Source organism: Streptomyces sp. ActVer (assembly GCF_027270795.1).
Taxonomy (GTDB): Bacteria; Actinomycetota; Actinomycetes; order Streptomycetales; family Streptomycetaceae; genus Streptomyces; species Streptomyces umbrinus_A.
This window is the reverse complement of sequence record NZ_JAPWHT010000863.1, coordinates 1-1596: the sequence shown is the minus strand read 5'-3', so window position 1 is coordinate 1596 and position 1596 is coordinate 1. Positions and strand designations below refer to the sequence as shown.

2 protein-coding genes are annotated in these 1596 nt (G+C 68.9%); both read left to right on the top strand.

Features of this window, described 5'->3' with window-relative positions; all coding sequences use genetic code 11:
- Positions 1-45 precede the first annotated feature (45 nt).
- Positions 46-1050 carry a hypothetical protein gene (locus O3Q52_RS52890; protein ID WP_269655519.1) on the top strand — a complete coding sequence of 335 codons (1005 nt, stop codon included), beginning with the start codon at positions 46-48 and terminating at the stop codon, positions 1048-1050.
- A gap of 32 nt (positions 1051-1082) precedes the next feature.
- On the top strand, positions 1083-1596 hold a 514-nt coding region (locus O3Q52_RS52885; protein WP_269655518.1), incomplete at its 3' end, for a hypothetical protein.

The following is a 1596-nucleotide window of genomic DNA, read 5'->3' as shown; positions in this document are numbered from 1 at the left end:
GGCCAGATAGGCGAGGATGCCCCAGGTCACGACGGCGTTGGCGGTGTGGCCCGAAGGACCTCCGACACCGGCAGCCACGACGTCGCGGCGAAGGCCACTCGCACCGCCTCCCCCGCTCCGGCCGCCGTACCAGCGCTGACGAAGCAGGAGGCCCTCGCCCAGATCACCCACTACTCGAAGATCAACAACGAGGCCAACGCCGACAACGACCGCACGCTCCTCGACAGCATCGAGGACGGCCCGCTGTACGCCATGTCCGTGGCGGACTACAAGGAGGACGAGGGCCTGGCCAAGGCCGACCGCAAGCGGTACAAGCCGTGGTCGTACGACACCGCCAACGCCAAGCTGTACATCCCGCGCTTCACCGCTGGCCAGGAACGCTGGTTCGCCGCCGCGCTCTCCGGCCAGAAGGGCAAGGATCCGAGCCGACTTGCGGTCTTCGCCGAGCAGCCGGAGCACACGCGGTGGGAGATGGTCTCCGTCGTCGACCTCGACGACAAGACACTGCCGGACATCGCCCTCGACCAGCACGGCTATGCCACCGCAGTCGCCGCCGACGGCAACAAGCAGCTCGCCGCCGATGCCGACCTGCTGCGCACCGCGGTGATCGACAACTTCGCGACCGGCGGGGTGAACACCGGCACCAAGGTCTTCACCCCGACCACGGCGAGCAAGCAGCAGATCAAGGTCCACGACAAGACGACCAAAAAGTACGGGAAGTTGGGCACCACCGTCTTCGCCGGGGCAGCCAACCGCTACAAGGACGCCTACGCGCTCAAGACCACCGATGGTGGGGCGCTGATCCTTTTCGCCCACACCCACACGCAGACCGACGCCGTCGCGCACTCCGGGCTGCAGATCAACCCCGGCAAGGACGACCGCGCCTGGCTCCACGACATCCCTCGCACCTCGGTCACGTACACGTTCGTCTGCTCCGACGCCGCCACCGTGCCGGACAAGGCCACCCCGTCCCGCCTAATCGGCTACACGTGCGCCCGCACCGACGCCTCCGGGCCGCCCGTCGCCTCCGCACTGACGACCCGCTCGTAACCGCGGCCCGGCTCCACGCCCCGAGGAGTTCCTTGTCCCTGCCCCACCCCGACTTCGACCTGTACGACAACGTCGGTCGTACCAGCGAGCAGATCAGCGCCCACCGCGGCAACCGGCCCACCACCGACGACCTGCACCGCTGGGCCGCCCACGACGCCAAGCAGTTCACCGACGGCCTCACGATCGAGGACGCCGGGCAGAGCGTCATCGCCTGGACCCGCCGGCTGTACGAAGTGCGCACGAGCGCCGAGTTCCAGACCGTCGCCACCGCCGTCCTCGGCGACGGACACAGCGCTCTGAGCGAGTTGCACCAGTTCCTGGAGACGGCCGCCGAGTGGTGCGAGCGCAACCACGAGCCGAAGATCGCCGAACGGTACCGCCGGCACGCCGAGCAGTTGTCCGAACTCGGAGACGAACTCAGCTACTTGACTGACAACCACCTCGCTGACACCTACCGGCGCACGCACCCGACAGCCCCGGCACAGCCCACGAGCGGCCCCGCGGCGGCACCCGCGCCCCCGGCCGAACCCACCGAACCCGATGTGT